Source organism: Xenorhabdus bharatensis (assembly GCF_037996705.1).
GTDB lineage: Bacteria > Pseudomonadota > Gammaproteobacteria > Enterobacterales > Enterobacteriaceae > Xenorhabdus > Xenorhabdus bharatensis.
On record NZ_JBBMXG010000005.1, the window covers coordinates 205017 to 222392 of the forward strand.

Sequence of the window (17376 nt, forward strand, 5' to 3'; positions counted from 1 at the left end):
ATTGAAAAAGATCAATTTTAAAACCACTATTTGAATACCCGCTATACAACTGCAACAATCTTTACGCTCACCATTATCGGGGTATAAGGAGATATTTAAAGTTACCATTAATGAGATATGTGAGATTTATCACAATTAGTAAAGTAAATCATCATGTTGAATGGGTTAAAATGCGATTTAACAGTTTACTCTTTACTTTTTGTTGTTTCCGGTACCTTTTGTTGAAAATACTGGCCTTAAAAGGTGGTTACCATGGCTAAAGATATCTCTTCTCCTCTTGAGCAGCTCAGTGAAATGCAGCGTTATGTAACGCAAGAAGCAGGTACAGAGCCGCCATTTTCAGGAAAACTATTACACAACAAAAAAAGTGGTATTTATCATTGCCTGTGCTGTTCTCAGCCGTTATTTGTTTCCGACACAAAATTTGATTCCGGGTGTGGGTGGCCAAGTTTTTATCAGCCGATTAATGATAAATCCATTAATTATATTGATGATTATTCTTATGGTATGCATCGGATAGAGGTGCGTTGCAGCCATTGTCAGGCTCATTTAGGGCATGTGTTTCCTGATGGCCCCAAACCTACAGGAGAGCGTTTTTGTATTAATTCGGCTGCGTTATGCTTCATTGATGAAGACTCAGGCGAAGAAACCGCCGGTTAATGTGATGAATAGCGACATTTTTTGACCAAAGATGATGAGAATCGGTAAGTGAAATCGAATCGATTCAGCTATTGGTATTAGTATATAGCATTAAAGAAATAATAGCCTTAAGGAAATACCGATGAATGTAGATGATTTACTCTCTGCCATGACACCTGAGATTTACCAGCGACTGGTTCAGGCTGTTGAATTAGGGAAATGGCAGGATGGCGTTCCATTAACACCTGAGCAAAAAGAGCATAGCCTACAAATGGTAATGCTTTGGCAAGCCAGACATAATCATGATCCCGAACATATGACGATTGGCACAGACGGCCAAATTGCTGTAAAAAGCAAACAAGAACTGAAGGCGATGTTTCAATCTGAAATAGACTTCATTAGTTATCTCTAGTTATCTATGGTCACGTGCAGTCATGTGCTTTTTATTAATACATTGATTTTTAGACTTAATTTAGCTTGTTTTTTATTTTGATAGTTAGGGTCTGTTGACGCTTTGTGCTCATCATTTATTCTGACCACACGGGTAGCCAGACGATGATAAATGCCAGTGCCACTATACTGGCATAATTCCGTGCTAATTTATCGTATCTTGTTGCAATTGCGCGAGAATGTTTGATTCTGGCAAACGCATTTTCCACTAAATGACGATAACGATATAACTTCTTATCAATCTTTTTATTCGATTCTTGGCTGTTGTTCCGGTAGGGAATGGACCGATGTCGCGCCTTTTCGTTTGACGATTTTCCTGACGGCTACATTATCGTACCCTTTATCTGCAATAACGAAATCGGAAATCGGAGATTGTGCGAGGAATTATGTATGATTTATAACTTTAAGGAGAATGTTATAGGAAGACTTTTTATTCCTGAATATTATAAGAGTATGCTTCATTATTCTTATGCCAATAATGCAAATTATGCTGAGTTAAATTTCTATTCGATGTTTGATTCCTCTGGGCACGTGGCAGGTGGATTGACATATTTCCTTGATAAGACAATAGAAAATGATGCAGATATATTTGTGACTATGCGCACACCTACAATCAATGTAAACATACCCGTAACTCCGAGCGAGTTTTCTGCAAGCATTAGGAACGCAATCGATCACAGCAGAAGAGCAAGAAATAATGGAAATACACGCATTAAAGCTATCTTTCTCGCTATATCTCGTATCGCTTTGCAACGTGATTATCCACAAGATCTGGCAGATTGTTTTGGTGTGCCTGTTTTTTCACCGGCTGGGAATATTGTGATCAATCTACAGCCCGGGAATAATTATCTCCCTGCTTGCCATATTGTAAGAGATGATGCCCAAAATAGCATTCAATCATTTGCTTCCTGCGGTCCACCCTCTGGTGGTCGTTTCTGGGGCAATATTAGGTGAGCAAAATATGGCTGAATTTGCATTATCGATTTCCCCCAGTTGGTTACTTAGATTTAAGTCTGGGACTTCAACCAATCAGGCTGAGAGGTTGGAATAAATCCAAGCCTCGCACTCGCGGGGCTTTTTCATTGTTTTTAATGAATGAATATATGTTAGTCAGATGGTTGCCAGATTGAAGCCATAATCAGAAGAATGAGCCTGTCGATTAAGTTGGTAACCTCGTTCTTTATGCTCAATCAATAGGGAAGAACGAGGCTAATCTGATGTCGGATATGTATTTATGGTGGCCAGCGGATGAAAAATACAGTTAAAAAAGGGCCGTGATCTCCCTCAATGAAGTAAATTTGGCACCTTTAGCTGCCATTTCCTCAATAGCCTGCTGGCTGTCATCCGCGTGTATATTAACGCCTCGGCAACCCTCTGTAATGACGTAAGTGTCATACCCGTGTGCTAAGGCATCTAATACGGTGAATTTTACGCAGTAATCGGTAGCAATACCAAGAATAAGCAAGCGATTAATATGTTGATCTGATAGCCAACTGTGTAATCGGGTTGCATTTTTGCGATCGTTATCGAAAAACGCACTGTAACTGTCTATCTGCGGGTTTTCACCTTTACGGAAAACCTTCCGGATAGCAGTTTGGTCTAAGAGTGAGTGGAAATCTGCGCCAGATTGCCCCTGTACACAATGTACAGGCCACCATATTTGAGGAATACCGTTCAGCGTGCCTAACTCGCCAACTGGCTGGCCTGAATTCACTGCAAAACTCATATGATTAGACGGATGCCAGTCTTGGCTTGCAATAATGCTGACATTGAATTGTTGACATAATTGCATCGCTTCATTTGCCACGGCGATAACTTCTTCGCTCTCTTTTACCGCCAGTGCGCCACCTGTACAGAAGTCATTTTGTAGATCGATAAGTAATAGTGCGGTTTTCATTCTATTCCTCAATTCATACTTTCGTCTTATAGCCTGTCCGTTAATATTTTGAATATGCTTATTATTTGTCGGAGTAACTCAATTCTCCGCGTAGATTTTGCTGCATCAGAGAACGAATTTCTTCTGTTTCATAGTGCTGGCTTAACAGGTAGTGAAGTTTCGTCAGCGTTGCTTCAAATGTCATATCATAGCCGCTGATCACACCTGATGCAGCCAGTGCATGACCGTTAGCATAACCTTCCATGTTGACCCGCCCGGAAATACATTGAGTTAAGTTGATGACAATGATGCCTCTTTCAGTCGCTTCTTTTAAAATTTTCAATAAATCAGGGCGTTGAGGAGCATTGCCAACACCATAAGAACGCAAAATCAATGCCTTGACAGGTTGCATCAGAATATTTTCCACTACTTGGCTGGACAATCCCGGATAGATAGTGACTACGCCAATTGGCTGTGACCTGATTTGATGTACGACAAAATCACCATGACCGATAAGCAGTGGAGCAGTATTAAATGTCCGAATATTGATACCCGCTTCGATAAGCGGAGGATAATTAGGCGAAGAAAAGGCATCAAAACCATCGGCATGGGCTTTGACAGTTCTATTCCCTCGATACAATTTATTGTTGAAAAACAGGCTGACTTCATTGACGGGATAGTTGGCTGCCAGATACAGGGCATTGAGTAAATTTGTCTGACCATCTGAACGCAGGGCTTCTAACGGAATCTGTGACCCTGTCACGATAACTGGCTTGTTAAGATTTTCAAACATGAAAGAGAGGGCTGAGGAGGTAAAAGCCATAGTATCTGTACCATGCAGGATCACAAAACCATCGTAATCATGGTAATTCTGGTAAATATCACTGGCAATAATTCCCCAATCATCTGGACTCATATCAGAAGAATCAATAAGGGGATGATGTTCACGGATAGTGAATATTGGCATTTCTGGGCGATGAAACTCCGGCATTTGTGCCAGTTGCCGCTGTAAATGGCCGGAAACGGGAATATAACCATTGGGAGAATGCTGCATCCCAATTGTTCCACCCGTATAAACAACATAGATAGATTTCTTCTGCATGGTCGGAACCCAGTAACAGTACTTTAATAAAATTCTCTGCCGATTATAGGGAGTATAAGGAATAAAAAAAGCCTGATATTGGTATATAGCAATCAGGCTTTATATTTAATTGTGATTATCCCGCTCTGATGATGAATGCTTAGCGGATATCGCTACAGTTCAGACAATAAGCATAAATATTTTGTGGGTCATTCATGCGGCTATAAAATGCCGCCTGCTTTTTCATATCCTGTGTTGCCTGAGTAAATGGAGCTGGCAGCATTGTCTGTAAAGGATTCGGCATAATTGCTTGTGCTGATGAAGAAAATTCCAACATCAATTTTTCAGTAAATGAAAGTTCAGGGTGCATCCAGCTTAGTGATATGGTTTTAAGGCCTGCCAGTTCAGCGGCTTTCTTAACGGCATCATCGAAATCGCCTAACTGATCAACCAAACCATTCTTTTTAGCATCACTACCACTCCAGACACGGCCTTCAGCGATTTTTTCAATTTCGGCGGTTGTTTTGTGGCGAGAATTTGCTACCAACCCGATAAACTGGCTATAGCCGCTTTCAATTGATATTTGTATGACTTCAGAAAACAGAGGGTTTATCCCTTTTGTTGTAGAAATATCAGCCAGTGGATAAGTTGAAACACCATCTGTATTTACGCCTAGATAATCAAGACTTTTTTCAAAAGTCGTGATAGCCCCAAAAACACCAATTGAGCCCGTTAAGGTATTCGGGGAGGCGATAATGTAGTTAGCCGGTGTGGACACCCAGTAACCGCCTGATGCAGCAAGCCCTCCCATGGAAACAACAATCGGCTTTTGATTGATTTTTTTGCCATTTGCATCAGTACCTTCCCGAATGGCTACCAGTTCACTGCGGATAAGTTCAGATGCACTGATACTGCCGCCGGGGCTGTTTACCCGCAAGATAATGGCTTTAATATTAGGGTTCAGACGCGCTTCACGGAGTTGTGCTGCGATGGTATCACTACCCGCTATACTGCCGGATTGTTTGCCATCCATGATTTCCCCTTCAACCACGACCACGGCAATATTACCATCGTTCTGATAAGCATCTTGGATGGGTTCTTTAGCAATATAATCACTGATAGTGATGTAGTTGAAATGCTGGTTTTTCTGATCCCAGCCGAATTTCTTTTCCAGTTTCTGTTCAATGACATTCAGAGGCGCGATTCTATCTACCAGACCATTCTGGAGCGCATAGAGTGCACTGTTTCCACCTGCTTTACGGAGTTTTTCAATCAATACTGAAGGTTCAGGGAGTACCTGACTGACAGGAATTTTTCTATTGGTAGCGATATCCTGCCGGTAATTATTCCAAAGTTTATTCAGCCAGAGGGAATCGGCTGAGCGGGCAGCGTCTGACATATTATTCCGCATCATTGGCTCTACGGCTGATTTGTATGTACCAACACGGAAAATATGGGTAGAAATTTTCAGATTTTCTAATAATGATTTATAGAACAAATGATTATTTGAATAACCTTTAAGTGAGACACCACCATGAGGGGTAAGGAGTATTTTGTCAGCATAGCTGGCTAAATAGTATTGTGGCTGGCTGTAGCTCTGCCCGATAGCTATAACGGGTTTACCTGAGCTTTTAAATTCGTTGATGACTTTGCCGATATAAAGCATCGATGCTTGATCAGCCCCTGCAAAATCATCCAGTTTCAACACCATACCGGTAATTTTAGTGTCATTTTTTGCTCGTCGAATACTGTTAACAATATCAAATAGCGAAGTTTGTTGAGTGGTACTGCTGGAAGGGTAGACAAGATCCCAGCCCAGTTGATCCAGCGGATTTCGGGCAGATACCCGATCAACGATAGTGCCAGACAAATTGACGTATAATGCTCCACCGTAATCACTATCATCTGCGGGGAACTGTTCTTTATAAATAAGAACGCCAATGACAACTAATACGATAAACACAATAAACAATAGATTGGAAATAAATTGGCGGACGAAATTTAGCAGTTTCCAGCTCCATTTAAGTAGCCCTGCTATAAGCCTCCATAAAGTATGCATACTATCTCCGATGATGAGATCAAATAAGATGATCCTAATCAGCTAATTGATAAATGTCAGCCAGAAATCACGAAAATAATTGAAAAAATAATATTTACACTTTCATTCGGTAACGAATAAACAGAGAATGTCCGGTCGTGAGAGATAATCTTATTCAGGAGGAAACTATGAAAGCCTTAGAACTCTTATTGAATCGTCGTTCTGTTTCACGTTTAACTAATCCGGTTCCTGCGGGGGATGAATTGCAGAATATCCTTGCTGCCGGGATGAGAGCCCCAGACCATGGCGCATTACGTCCTTGGCATTTTATTGTCATGGAAGGGGAAGGAATAGATAAATTCAGCAAATTGCTCGAACAGGCAGCTATTAATGGTGAAATGGGTGCAGATGTGGCAGAAAAAGCAAAAAATGCCCCTTATCGTGCACCGATGATTATCACTGTTATTGCCAAAGTAGTTGAACATGTAAAAGTGCCAGAATGGGAGCAGGTTGTAGCAGCAGGCTGTGCAGTACATGCCATGCAAATGGCTGCCGTAGCTCAAGGGTTTGGTGGAATATGGCGTTCTGGTTCTTGGACTGAAGACTCAACAGTCAGAGCCGGATTGGGATGTGAAGAACACGACAAAATTGTTGGGTTCCTCTATCTGGGTACACCAGAACTTAAATCACCGATGAAGGTCTCTTCACCAGATTTAACTGATTTTGTCAGCTATTTTTAAAAATTACTGTTAGAGTTACTAGATATATCATTATCTGATGTGGTGGACGGGATAAACACCACTACATCAGCTTATCCCATTAATTTATTGCCTAGGTAAACTGAATTAACCACACTCAGACAGGGCATTGATTGAAGTTATTACAAATTCCATGCGTCTTTTTATTGCAGAAAAACCCAGCCTCGCACGTGCTATTGCCGATATTTTACCGAAACCTCATCGTCGGGGAGATGGATTTATTGAGTGTGGTGATAGTCAGGTAGTTACCTGGTGTGTAGGCCATTTGTTAGAACAAGCAGAGCCAGATGTATACGATAGCCGTTATGGTCGCTGGGTCTTGGCTGATTTGCCCATTATTCCTGAAAAATGGCAGTTAAAACCACGAGAAGCGGTTGCTAAACAGCTCAATACGATTAAATCTCTTTTGGCAAGGGCTGATGAAATTATTCATGCCGGAGACCCGGATCGTGAAGGGCAGTTGCTGGTGGATGAAGTGCTGGATTTTTTGCAGCTGGAAGACAATAAAAAGCAGAACGTTCAACGTTGTCTGATTAACGATTTAAATCCTCAGGCAGTACTTAAAGCCGTTGAACGCCTGAGGAGTAACCGCGAATTTATCCCCCTGTGTGTTTCAGCGCTAGCCAGAGCAAGAGCTGATTGGCTTTATGGGATCAATATGACCCGGGCTTATACCTTATTGGGGCGGAATGCGGGTTATCAGGGCGTATTATCGGTTGGCCGAGTGCAGACTCCTGTACTGGGTTTGGTTGTTCGTCGTGATGAAGAAATAGAACATTTTGTACCAAAGGATTTCTTTGAGGTTAAAGCTCATATTGTTACTCTGAAAGAAGAGCGGTTCACCGCTGTATGGCAACCCAGTGAATCCTGTGTTGATTTTCAGGATGAAGAAGGGCGGGTTATTCATCGGCCTTTAGCAGAACATGTAGTAATGCGTATTATGGGGCAGCCTGCCTATGTTGCTGCCTATCAGGACAAACGGGAATCAGAAACAGCGCCTCTGCCATTTTCTCTTTCTTCATTACAGATCGAAGCCGCCAGGCGTTTTGGCCTGAGTGCTCAGGATGTGCTGGATATTTGTCAGCGGCTGTATGAAACCCATAAATTGATTACGTACCCGCGTTCAGATTGCCGTTATCTACCAGAAGAACACTTTGCGGGGCGTCAGGCTGTTTTAAATGCTATTTCGGTACATGCTACTCACTTGTTGCCACAAGATGCGCTTGATATGGAAAAAAAGAATCGTTGCTGGGATGATAAAAAAGTTGATGCGCATCATGCAATTATTCCTACAGCACGAAGCAGTCAGGTCAATCTGACAGAAAATGAGCGGCATATTTATGGATTGGTAGCCAGACAGTATCTGATGCAGTTTTTCCCGGATGCTATATTCCGGAAATGCACAATTGAACTGGATATTGCTGGTGGAAAGTTCATCGCTAAAGCTAGATTTCTGGCAGAAGCTGGCTGGCGAACGTTATTGGGCAACAAAGAGCGGGATGAGGAGAATGAGGGAACACCATTGCCGATTGTTGCTAAAGGTGATGAACTTTTGTGTGAGAAAGGAGAAGTCGTGGAAAGGCAGACTCAGCCACCACGCCATTTCACTGATGCCACTTTATTATCTGCTATGACCGGGATCGCTAGATTTGTTCAGGATAAGGCGCTGAAAAAAGTGTTACGGGCAACAGATGGTTTGGGGACGGAAGCAACAAGAGCCGGAATTATTGAATTATTGTTCAAGCGGGAATTTCTGTATAAAAAGGGCCGCTATATTCATGCAACACCAGCAGGTCGTGCGTTAATCCATGTTTTACCCGATATGGCGGTATTGCCTGATATGACTGCGCATTGGGAATCCAAACTGACTCAGATCAGTGAGAAGCAATTCCGTTATCAGGATTTTATGTCGCCTCTTCATGAAACATTGCAACAATTGATCTGGCAGGCAAAGCAGTATCGAAATTTGAAGGCTTTCAGGGATCTCCCTCCTGCCCCTGTGAAAGGTAAAAAAGGGAAAAGTAAGCAAGCTAAAGCCAAGCAGGCGAATAAAGCTGAATAATTTAAGAAATACAGAGAGAAAAATACAGCACCGAACGAAATTGTACGATGCTGTATTTTATTTTAAATTGTAAACTCAGCCCAGACTGGTGCGTGATCGGAAGGTTTTTCCATAGCCCGGATATCATAATCAATACCAGCAGAGACGCATTTTTCTGCTAATGGCTGGCTTGCAAGTAACAAGTCGATGCGCAGCCCACGATTATCGTTAAACCCTTTTGAGCGGTAATCAAACCATGAAAATTGGTCACTGATTTCCGGATGATGAGCCCGGAATGTATCAACCAGCCCCCAGCGCTTTAGGCGCTCCATCCATTCTCTTTCTTCAGGTAGGAAAGAACATTTCCCGGTTTTTAACCAACGTTTTTGGTTATTCTCTCCTATTCCGATATCAAGGTCAGCCGGGCTGATATTCATATCGCCCATAATCAGAATATTGGATTCCGGAGATTGATTTGTTTCCAGATAGGTTTGCAGATCTTGATAAAATTTTGCTTTTGCAGGGAATTTTACCTCATGATCACGACTTTCACCTTGTGGAAAATAACCATTAATTACAGTCAGTAAGCCGGAAGGGGTTTCGATATCTGCCATGATAATACGGCGTTGAGCATCTTCGTCATCAGTTGGAAAACCTTTTCTGACAGCAGTTGGCTGTTGGCGTGTCAGTAGGGCAACACCATAATGAGATTTTTGACCATGGTAGAAGATATGATAGCCAAGTTGACTGACTTCTTCTAAAGGAAACATTTCATCATGAACTTTTGTTTCCTGTAATCCGATAACATCAGGTTGATGTTGTTCAACAATCGCAGCAAGTTGGTGAGGACGCGCTCGCAGTCCATTAATATTGAATGATACAAATTTCATATTGTTATAATCACCTAAATAATATTTTTATTTTCAATCTTATCAGATATAAATAAGAATGTAACCATTTATTAAATAATAAATTTAGGTGGATTATCTAGATGTTTCACTATTTTACTCATATATGTAATGTGATATTGAATATAATTCTCTTATTGTTCAAATTTTAAGAATGTAATCATGTTAAATAATAGAAAGCATACAATTAATAAGTTGTGATTTAATAAATAAATGCTTATTTAATTAGTCATGCTCTGTTATATTCACATTCGATATTATGTTTTAAGGTGAGATTTTTTATTCTTGAAATTTATTCTATGTCACGCGTTACAAAAAATAATTAATGAAAAAGTAGAAGAGTTAATCAATCTCTGATAGAAAATTGAACCTGTAGGCCATGTTTATATTTATTAATGGTTTACATTCACGATGGAATATTCATCATGATACAGGTGAATAATATAGTTCATCTGAACCGCATTTTTGCATCAGGGGCTGGCATTTCATATAAATGCCATTTGAAAAATAGCTATTTTTATTGTACAAAATTATACCTTCACAATATCAAGTTTGATTTAGCGGTTACCTGATGAGAAGGCCATTTCAAGGATATTATTTTAGCCACAAGTTACATAGGAACGGTGAATTATGTTTTTTTCTCGTAAATTAGAAGCATTCATGGCGGTGGTGGAAATGGGTTCTTTAAGCAAAGCGGCAAGAGTGATGAACCGTACGACTCCCCCAGTCGCTAAATCAATTAAAGACTTTGAGGCGACGTTAGGAAAGCGCTTATTTAAAAGGGAGAAGTTTGGGATGATACTGACTAAAGACGGAGCGGAACTATATAATGACTTAAAAGAACTTTACTTGAAAGAAAAAGAAATTACAAAGAAACACTTTAGTGGGACTATTTGTAATAGTGTTAATATTTACTATGATTGGGGGAAAGATAGGCATCTGATTTCACTGTATAAAGCCGCAGATAGAAATAATGCTCAAGTCAATATATTACGATTCAGTTATGATAACATCGATGAAATAGTTGATTATGAGGGAAATACCATAATCCTAAGTTCTGAAAAAATTCTCAGTGATAGATTCAGCCTGGTGCGGAAAATTGAAGGCCAGAATTTAGGCGTTTGTTGTCGTCAGGAGTTAATTGATGAATCCAATGGTGATTTAACTCAGCTATTGAAAAATAAAACATGGTTATGCGATCCAGTTCTCTATAAAAGTGATTTTATAAAGAATTTGGAAGAGGATATGCAGAAAAATGGAGAAAAGGCTAATATAAGACAAATGGACAATATGGAGTGTTGTCTTAATTTTATTCAGTCTAAAGATTATATTTTTATTACAGATGCCCGTTCTGGCGCATTGGAGGAAGGAAAAAGTTTGGGCTTTATTCCAATTTCACGAGCTGATGCAGTTAATCAGTGTTACGTCTATAAATCTAAGTCACACTCAAGCGTGTTGAATCGTTTTATCGATTCTGTTAGTGATATGGAGTAACCGATTGCATAAGCGGAGCGAATTGCAGACCCTCCAGAGCTCCGCTATTGGTGTTCTGTTAATACGCCGATTTTATAATATTCATTTACTCATTGAGTAAATTAGATGGTTCTTCCCCCAAGCAATATATCTGTTAGCTTTGACAGTAAATGCAAATAATGGAATATAACTTTGAATATGGTGGGGGAAGGATGAAGCACTACTACAATTTATACCCACCTTACATTTTTTATCTCTCAGCTCAGAACGCTGCACATATCGTGATTCCACTACGTTTATCTGAATGTATTCCAATGGTTTCAATATATTCCCTAACGAAATTCGCGAACATAGCTCTTCATGAAGTAGGAAATAACTTTACTGAGGGATGAGGTAGTTGATAAACGGATTATTTGGATGGTGGTGGGGGAAGGATGATTCGTCACTTCGTTCCTCACCCTGCGGGTCAATACGCTGCGCGTACTGTTATTTCGCTATGCTCAATTCGAACCTTGGTCGAAGGTTATCGTCCTTCCCGCTGAGGATTTATTTGATTTTTTATTTACTGATAAATTTAAGCGCATCATTAGATGGTGGTGGGGGAAGGATTCGAACCTTCGAAGTCTGTGACGGCAGATTTACAGTCTGCTCCCTTTGGCCGCTCGGGAACCCCACCAAATTTTGGATTGTATGCTGTTGTTGTCAGCGGACGGAATCATATCAAATGAACCGCCGCTGTAAAGTAAATATTTTAAAATCAGGCATCAAGTGCTGGTTATTTAATCCCTGAGAGTAAATTTCATTCCATTTATAAGATTACAGTGCGGTTGCCATAGACAAATACTCGCTGGGAAAGAACAGAGTGTAGTGCTTTGCTCAGTACATTTTTCTCAACATCTCGCCCTGCTCGCATCATATCCTCAGCCGTGTAACTATGATCCACATTAATCACATCCTGAGTGATGATAGGGCCTTCATCCAAATTATCATTGACGTAATGTGCAGTCGCACCAATGATTTTAACTCCACGCTCATAGGCTTGATGGTAAGGGCGGGCTCCAATAAATGCAGGCAAGAATGAGTGATGGATATTAATAATTTGATTCGGGTAATGCTGAACAAATTCCGGTGTTAAAACACGCATATACTTAGCAAGTACAACATAATCGGGGTTATATTGATCAATCTGAGCCATTAGCGCTTTGTCATGTTGTTCCCGGCTTAAACCTTCATGACTGATATGATGGAAGGGAATACCGAATTGCTCAACTAATGATTGCAGAGTGGTGTGGTTACCGATAACTGCGGCTATCTCCACATCCAATCCTTCGTAAGCGCTTTTTACTAATATATCACCAATGCAGTGCGCTTCTTTTGTTACCATAATAACAATACGACGTCGGCCCGCTGTATGTAATTCACGACGTGAGCCGGTAGGAAGTGCATCATCTAGGTCAGTTAGGAATGTTTCATCATTAAAGATGCCTTCCAGCTCTGTACGCATGAAAAAACGGCCAGTTAGATGGTCAACAAACTCACTATTCTGAACAATATTCAATTGATGTTTATAGCAAATATTGGTGATTTTCGCGATTAATCCTTTAGAATCGGGACAAATTGTACGCAAGATTTTTTTTTGTATGATTGCGTTTTTCATGACTGATATAACCTCAAATTTTTTTACTGTGTGAATGATTGTGTTTGAAATTTATAGTTTTTAACTACAGCACTTTTTATATTTTTTCCCTGAGCCACATGGACACGAATCATTGCGTCCAATCTGAGGGCGAATACCATCAATATAGAACCAATGTTGTTCAATGCGTAAAAAACGGGAGCGCTCGTGTATAAGTTGTCTATCTTGCTTTGCTTGTTCAATAAAGCAAGCTGAAAATTCGACATAGGCTTCGTCATTATGCAGCCCTTTATCTGCGCTGAGCACATTTAACCCCAGCCACTCGACACCAATAAAACTTTGTTCTATTTCTGAGCTCCAGGTTTCTGCTTTACAATCTGGATGCCAGGTTGCAATAAGATAATCAATATTTTTTGTTACATAAGCGCTATATCTGGAACGCATCAGAGATTCAGCATTCGGGGCAGGGCGATGATTATTAAGATAAGGGGCGCAGCAGTCTGCAAAAGATGAGTTGCTACCGCAGGGACATATTGTTGTCAAAATAACTCCGGTGAATTAAAAAGGTTAATGTGAACAATATTGTAAGGGGGTGTAGGAATACTAAGAATATAACTAGCAAGATAATACCTGAAGACAGAGCTTAGTCGCAATGTCTACCCAGCACGTCCCTAGCCATAATTATCTATAATTGCCGGAGATCTGTTATGTCCAGCTTTCGCTATAATAAAGCGGGTACTTGTTAGCTATATGTATCTTATATGTATATTTGCTACGGTAATGTTATGCTTTGTCATATAAAAAATATAATTAAACTTCCATTAACTGTATATCTGGTTAGGTTAGCTGATATACTCTTGCGCGCTATTTTTTACTATGTGATTTTTTTCACATATTCAATTTTTCATACATACGTTTTTTTAAAGAGTCGGTGCTATTGTTTAAACTGCAAAAAGGAGTTTTTCGTAACAAATAGCCATAGGAGACAATGTAATGTCAGTCACAAATAACAAAGTGAACAAAGCTGTGATCCCTGTTGCCGGCTTGGGAACTAGGATGTTACCAGCGACCAAGGCTATCCCTAAAGAAATGCTACCTTTGGTTGATAAGCCGCTGATTCAATACGTTGTTAATGAATGTATTAAAGCAGGAATTAACGAGATTATTTTGGTTACACATTCATCCAAAAACTCGATAGAAAATCATTTTGATACCAGTTTTGAATTGGAAGCGATGCTGGAAAGAAGGGTTAAACGTCAGTTATTGGATGAAGTCCAGTCTATTTGCCCGAGCCACGTGACCATCATGCAAACCCGTCAGGGAATTGCCAAAGGGTTGGGGCATGCCGTGTTATGCGCGAAGCCATTAATTGGGGATGAGCCGTTTGCTGTTATCCTGCCTGATGTTATTTTGGATGAGTACAGTACAGACTTATCTAAATATAACCTGAGTGAAATGTTGTCACGTTTTAACGAGAATGGTGCGAGTCAGATACTGGTCGAGCCAGTTCCTTATGAAAGTGTTTCTGACTATGGTATTGTCGACTGTTTTGGAAAAAATTTACAGCCTGGTGATAGTAAGCCTATTGCCCGCGTTGTTGAGAAACCTAAACCTGAAGAGGCACCATCGAATCTTTCTATTGTAGGTCGTTACGTACTATCTGAAAAAATCTGGCCATTATTAGCAAAAACTGCGCCGGGTGCAGGGGATGAAATCCAGCTTACTGATGCTATTGCTATGCTGATGGAAAAAGAGCCGGTTGAAGCATACCACTTAAAAGGCCGTAGCCATGATTGCGGTAACAAGCTGGGTTATATGCAGGCATTTGTTGAATATGGAATGAAGCATAAGCAGTTGGGAGACTCATTCAGAGACTGGATTATGACCTTGCAGGATCAGATTGAAAAATAATCTATTAGTAATTTAGGATGTGAGATGAAAGTAACTGTATTTGGTATTGGCTACGTTGGCTTGGTCCAGGCAACTGTGTTTGCTGAGGTAGGGCACGACGTACTTTGTGTTGATGTTGATGCAAAAAAAGTTGAAAACCTGAAAAATGGGCAGATCCCTATTTTTGAGCCGGGATTGGAATCTCTGGTTAAGAAAAACTATGCACAAGGGCGTCTGAGTTTTACGACAGATGCTAAAGCGGGTGTAGCACATGGCAAATTACAGTTTATCGCTGTCGGAACACCTCCTGATGAAGATGGCTCGGCAGATCTACAGTACGTCACTGCCGTAGCCCGTACCATCGCAGAAAATATGGATAGTTATAAAGTGGTGGTTGATAAATCAACTGTCCCTGTAGGCACTGCAGATAAAGTCAAAGCCGTGATGCAGGCTGTTTTGGCTGAGCGTGGGATGAGTATTCCATATGATGTTGTGTCTAATCCTGAGTTTTTGAAAGAGGGTGCTGCAGTTGCTGATTGTATGCGTCCTGAGCGTATTATCATTGGCTGTGATAACGATAGTGTGGTTGATGTTATCCGAGAGCTGTATGAGCCGTTCAATCGTAACCATGATCGTATGATAGTTATGGATATTCGTAGTGCAGAGCTGACAAAATATGCAGCTAATTGCATGTTAGCGACAAAAATCAGCTTTATGAACGAAATTGCTAATCTGGCAGAAATGCTGGGTGCTGATATCGAACATGTACGTCAGGGTATTGGTTCTGATTCACGCATTGGGTATCACTTTATTTATCCGGGTTGTGGATACGGTGGTTCATGTTTTCCAAAAGATGTCCAGGCACTTATTCGTACTTCGGAGCAAATTGGCTATACACCAAAGATTTTACAGGCAGTTGAGTTGGTTAACGAAAAACAAAAAAGAAAATTACCTTCTTTCGTTAAACATCATTTTGGAGCCGATTTATCTGATAAAACATTTGCCATATGGGGACTATCATTTAAACCTAATACCGATGATATGCGAGAAGCATCAAGTCGAGTATTGATGGAAGCCTTGTGGGAAAGTGGTGCTAAAATACAGGCTTATGATCCGGAAGCAATGCAGGAAACTCAGCGAATTTATGGGCAACGCGATGATCTTGCTTTAATGGGAACAAAAGAAGCTGCCTTAAAAGGTGCTGATGCTTTGATTATTTGCACAGAGTGGCAAAACTTCAGAGCCCCTGATTTTGATCTGATAAAAGACTCGCTTAACACTCCGGTTATTTTTGATGGGCGTAATCTTTATGATCCGGAGCGCCTGCAAGCCAGAGGGTTCACCTATTATGGCATTGGCCGTGGTGACTCTATCAATCCAGTTATTTGAGTTGTGATATGAAATTTTTAGTAACAGGTTCCGCTGGTTTTATTGGTTTTCATGTAAGCCAGCGGTTATTAAATATGGGTTATGAAGTTGTCGGCATTGATAACATCAATGATTATTATGATGTTAATTTGAAGCAGGCAAGATTAAATTTATTACTCCCTCACTCAGGTTTTAAATTTGAAAAACTAGATTTGGCTGATAGAGTCGGGATCGCTGAATTGTTTACTAAGCACCAATTTCAGAGAGTTATCCATTTGGGGGCTCAACCAGGTGTGCGTTATTCAATACAAAACCCAATGGCATATATTGATGCCAATATTGTTGGTCACATGAATATTCTTGAAGGGTGTCGCCACAACAATGTTGAGCATTTATTATATGCATCTTCAAGCTCAGTATATGGGTTAAATAAGAAACAACCATTTTCTACTGATGATTCGGTTGATCATCCGGTCTCTTTATACGCAGCGACCAAAAAAGCTGATGAATTAATGTCTCACAGTTATTCACATCTTTATAAATTACCAACCACAGGTTTACGATTCTTTACGGTATATGGTCCGTGGGGACGTCCCGATATGGCTTTATTTAAGTTTACTAAAGCGATGTTAGAGGGGCGGCCTATTGATGTTTATAACCATGGAGATATGGTAAGGGATTTCACATATATTGATGATATTGTCGAGTCTATAATCAGATTACAGGCTATTATTCCCGAACCTAATAAAGATTGGTCAGTTGAAACTGGTCAGGTCTCTGCTAGCTCAGCGCCATATCGTATTTACAATATTGGCAATGGTCAGCCGACAAAATTGGGTAATTTTATTGAGGCTATTGAAGTTTCATTAGGGATAAAAGCAGCGAAAAACTTTATGGAAATTCAGGATGGCGATGTGCTGTCTACTTGCGCGGATTCCAGTGCGCTGTACGAGAAAATTGGTTTTTCTCCTAATACACCAGTGAGAGAGGGTGTGAAACAATTTGTTGATTGGTATCTGGATTTTTATCAGATGTCTTAACATTAGTCTAATAATAAGAAAAGGAGCTATTAGCTCCTTTTTTAATTCTATGTTAATAAAAAACTAAGTTAATGTTAAATTGTTTTTTTCACACCGAGAATGCAAAGAAGCATATAATCGGTTGTGTTCGTACATCAGCCCATAATTAACTTAGTTTGGTTTATTAAGCATAAAACAA

15 protein-coding genes, 1 tRNA gene, 1 other RNA gene and 1 pseudogene are annotated in these 17376 nt (G+C 40.3%); 9 read left to right on the plus strand and 9 right to left on the minus strand.

Features of this window, described 5'->3' with window-relative positions:
* The first annotated feature begins 252 nt into the window (after window positions 1-252).
* The gene (gene msrB / locus AAC855_RS07040; protein ID WP_340608897.1) at window positions 253-660 is read left to right on the plus strand and encodes a peptide-methionine (R)-S-oxide reductase MsrB; all 408 of its coding nucleotides are present in this window, start codon (window positions 253-255) and stop codon (window positions 658-660) included.
* 121 nt (window positions 661-781) lie between these two features.
* Complete coding sequence (locus AAC855_RS07045; RefSeq protein WP_340608898.1) at window positions 782-1051, plus strand: YeaC family protein; 270 nt, start codon at window positions 782-784, stop codon at window positions 1049-1051.
* Between the two features lie 115 nt (window positions 1052-1166).
* Here the strand turns inward: AAC855_RS07045 and AAC855_RS07050 are convergent.
* Window positions 1167-1461, minus strand: a pseudogene (locus AAC855_RS07050) (transposase); the annotation flags it as partial.
* A gap of 18 nt (window positions 1462-1479) precedes the next feature.
* On the opposite strand from AAC855_RS07050, the gene AAC855_RS07055 reads away from it, so the two are divergent.
* The gene (locus tag AAC855_RS07055) at window positions 1480-2043 is read left to right on the plus strand and encodes a hypothetical protein (RefSeq protein ID WP_340608899.1); all 564 of its coding nucleotides are present in this window, start codon (window positions 1480-1482) and stop codon (window positions 2041-2043) included.
* A 307-nt stretch (window positions 2044-2350) separates the two neighbouring features.
* On the opposite strand, the gene pncA is transcribed toward AAC855_RS07055, so the two are convergent.
* The 3 genes from pncA to sppA form a co-directional block, all read right to left on the minus strand.
* Window positions 2351-2986 (minus strand): bifunctional nicotinamidase/pyrazinamidase, encoded by a 636-nt coding sequence (gene pncA / locus AAC855_RS07060; protein WP_340608900.1) that lies wholly within the window; start codon window positions 2984-2986, stop codon window positions 2351-2353.
* A 61-nt stretch (window positions 2987-3047) separates the two neighbouring features.
* The gene (gene ansA / locus AAC855_RS07065; protein ID WP_340608901.1) at window positions 3048-4067 is read right to left on the minus strand and encodes an asparaginase; all 1020 of its coding nucleotides are present in this window, start codon (window positions 4065-4067) and stop codon (window positions 3048-3050) included.
* Window positions 4068-4206: 139 nt separating this feature from the next.
* A complete protein-coding gene (gene sppA / locus AAC855_RS07070; RefSeq protein WP_340608902.1) occupies window positions 4207-6105 on the minus strand; it encodes a signal peptide peptidase SppA in 1899 nt (632 codons plus the stop codon).
* Window positions 6106-6272: 167 nt separating this feature from the next.
* On the opposite strand from sppA, the gene AAC855_RS07075 reads away from it, so the two are divergent.
* Both AAC855_RS07075 and AAC855_RS07080 read left to right on the plus strand, forming a co-directional pair.
* A complete protein-coding gene (locus tag AAC855_RS07075; protein WP_340608903.1) occupies window positions 6273-6824 on the plus strand; it encodes an NAD(P)H nitroreductase in 552 nt (183 codons plus the stop codon).
* 151 nt (window positions 6825-6975) lie between these two features.
* On the plus strand, window positions 6976-8904 hold the full coding sequence (locus AAC855_RS07080) for a DNA topoisomerase III (protein WP_340608947.1): 1929 nt from the start codon (window positions 6976-6978) through the stop codon (window positions 8902-8904).
* Window positions 8905-8966: 62 nt separating this feature from the next.
* Here the strand turns inward: AAC855_RS07080 and xthA are convergent, their stop codons facing one another.
* Window positions 8967-9773: an exodeoxyribonuclease III gene (gene xthA / locus AAC855_RS07085; protein WP_340608904.1), complete on the minus strand. Its 807-nt coding sequence runs from the start codon at window positions 9771-9773 to the stop codon at window positions 8967-8969.
* 648 nt (window positions 9774-10421) lie between these two features.
* On the opposite strand from xthA, the gene AAC855_RS07090 reads away from it, so the two are divergent.
* Window positions 10422-11285: a LysR family transcriptional regulator gene (locus AAC855_RS07090; RefSeq protein WP_099108094.1), complete on the plus strand. Its 864-nt coding sequence runs from the start codon at window positions 10422-10424 to the stop codon at window positions 11283-11285.
* A 397-nt stretch (window positions 11286-11682) separates the two neighbouring features.
* On the opposite strand, the gene AAC855_RS07095 is transcribed toward AAC855_RS07090, so the two are convergent.
* The 4 genes from AAC855_RS07095 to AAC855_RS07110 form a co-directional block, all read right to left on the minus strand.
* Window positions 11683-11815, minus strand: a non-coding RNA gene (locus AAC855_RS07095) — RtT sRNA.
* A 40-nt stretch (window positions 11816-11855) separates the two neighbouring features.
* Window positions 11856-11940: transfer RNA gene (locus AAC855_RS07100), tRNA-Tyr, on the minus strand.
* A 132-nt stretch (window positions 11941-12072) separates the two neighbouring features.
* Window positions 12073-12921: a formyltetrahydrofolate deformylase gene (gene purU / locus AAC855_RS07105; protein WP_340608905.1), complete on the minus strand. Its 849-nt coding sequence runs from the start codon at window positions 12919-12921 to the stop codon at window positions 12073-12075.
* Window positions 12922-12981: 60 nt separating this feature from the next.
* On the minus strand, window positions 12982-13443 hold the full coding sequence (locus tag AAC855_RS07110; protein WP_340608906.1) for a YchJ family protein: 462 nt from the start codon (window positions 13441-13443) through the stop codon (window positions 12982-12984).
* 450 nt (window positions 13444-13893) lie between these two features.
* Here AAC855_RS07110 and galU point away from each other — a divergent pair, with 450 nt between their 5' ends.
* Genes galU through AAC855_RS07125 form a run of 3 tightly spaced genes read left to right on the plus strand, consistent with a single transcriptional unit; the run spans window position 13894 to window position 17198 of the window.
* The gene (gene galU, locus AAC855_RS07115) at window positions 13894-14811 is read left to right on the plus strand and encodes a UTP--glucose-1-phosphate uridylyltransferase GalU (RefSeq protein WP_340608907.1); all 918 of its coding nucleotides are present in this window, start codon (window positions 13894-13896) and stop codon (window positions 14809-14811) included.
* A gap of 24 nt (window positions 14812-14835) precedes the next feature.
* A complete protein-coding gene (locus AAC855_RS07120; RefSeq protein WP_340608908.1) occupies window positions 14836-16179 on the plus strand; it encodes a UDP-glucose dehydrogenase family protein in 1344 nt (447 codons plus the stop codon).
* 8 nt (window positions 16180-16187) lie between these two features.
* Window positions 16188-17198: an NAD-dependent epimerase gene (locus AAC855_RS07125; protein WP_340608909.1), complete on the plus strand. Its 1011-nt coding sequence runs from the start codon at window positions 16188-16190 to the stop codon at window positions 17196-17198.
* The last annotated feature ends 178 nt before the right edge of the window (window positions 17199-17376 follow it).

Bases quoted from the DNA above. Each gene is read 5' to 3' on its own strand.
- msrB (WP_340608897.1), top strand. From the start codon at position 253: ATGGCTAAAGATATCTCTTCTCCTCTTGAGCAGCTCAGTGAAATGCAG.
- AAC855_RS07045 (WP_340608898.1), top strand. From the start codon at position 782: ATGAATGTAGATGATTTACTCTCTGCCATGACACCTGAGATTTACCAG.
- AAC855_RS07055 (WP_340608899.1), top strand. From the start codon at position 1,480: ATGATTTATAACTTTAAGGAGAATGTTATAGGAAGACTTTTTATTCCT.
- pncA (WP_340608900.1), bottom strand. From the start codon at position 2,986: ATGAAAACCGCACTATTACTTATCGATCTACAAAATGACTTCTGTACA.
- ansA (WP_340608901.1), bottom strand. From the start codon at position 4,067: ATGCAGAAGAAATCTATCTATGTTGTTTATACGGGTGGAACAATTGGG.
- sppA (WP_340608902.1), bottom strand. From the start codon at position 6,105: ATGCATACTTTATGGAGGCTTATAGCAGGGCTACTTAAATGGAGCTGG.
- AAC855_RS07075 (WP_340608903.1), top strand. From the start codon at position 6,273: ATGAAAGCCTTAGAACTCTTATTGAATCGTCGTTCTGTTTCACGTTTA.
- AAC855_RS07080 (WP_340608947.1), top strand. From the start codon at position 6,976: ATGCGTCTTTTTATTGCAGAAAAACCCAGCCTCGCACGTGCTATTGCC.
- xthA (WP_340608904.1), bottom strand. From the start codon at position 9,773: ATGAAATTTGTATCATTCAATATTAATGGACTGCGAGCGCGTCCTCAC.
- AAC855_RS07090 (WP_099108094.1), top strand. From the start codon at position 10,422: ATGTTTTTTTCTCGTAAATTAGAAGCATTCATGGCGGTGGTGGAAATG.
- purU (WP_340608905.1), bottom strand. From the start codon at position 12,921: ATGAAAAACGCAATCATACAAAAAAAAATCTTGCGTACAATTTGTCCC.
- galU (WP_340608907.1), top strand. From the start codon at position 13,894: ATGTCAGTCACAAATAACAAAGTGAACAAAGCTGTGATCCCTGTTGCC.
- AAC855_RS07120 (WP_340608908.1), top strand. From the start codon at position 14,836: ATGAAAGTAACTGTATTTGGTATTGGCTACGTTGGCTTGGTCCAGGCA.
- AAC855_RS07125 (WP_340608909.1), top strand. From the start codon at position 16,188: ATGAAATTTTTAGTAACAGGTTCCGCTGGTTTTATTGGTTTTCATGTA.